The 491-nt window shown below is 41.8% G+C and carries 1 protein-coding gene; it reads right to left on the bottom strand.

Features of this window, described 5'->3' with window-relative positions:
* The coding region (locus tag PL9214_RS31825) for a hypothetical protein (RefSeq protein WP_222425321.1) at positions 1-491 on the bottom strand (491 nt) is incomplete at both ends.

Raw genomic sequence — 491 nt, 5'->3', positions numbered from 1 at the left:
CCTCCCTTAGCAACTGCGTTTTTCAGGGTCAGGTTCTTAAAATTCACATTCCCTGATTTGACAAAGAAAATCGGACGGTCATCTTGATCTGCTTTACCATCATTATTATTATCCCCATTGATGGTATGTCCTTGCCCATCAACAGTCATATCGCTATCAATCAAACTCCACATCCGTATCACATCGCTACCAAAATTCAGACGCACATCGGTATTGAGTTTGATGGTATCGGCTCCAGGGCTCTTATTGGCTCTGTCTATCGCCCAACTCAGAGTTCCTTCGGTATCTCCCTTACCGTTATCTTTGTCTTTGGTGACGATAATATCCCCCAAAAGGACTGTATTGGTTGGGTTACTATTAACGGTTTCTTTGGTTCCTTGTCCATCGGTATAACTAACTTTTACCTGTACCTTTTTCCCCACTTGTGTTTGAGATAAGGCAAAAGTATTATTAGTTGCTCCACTAATATTAGTCCAGGTGACTCCATTATC

This window comes from Planktothrix tepida PCC 9214 (genome assembly GCF_900009145.1).
Taxonomy (GTDB): Bacteria; Cyanobacteriota; Cyanobacteriia; order Cyanobacteriales; family Microcoleaceae; genus Planktothrix; species Planktothrix tepida.
The sequence above is the reverse complement of the archived record's forward strand: the minus strand, read 5'-3'. Positions and strand labels throughout refer to the sequence as shown.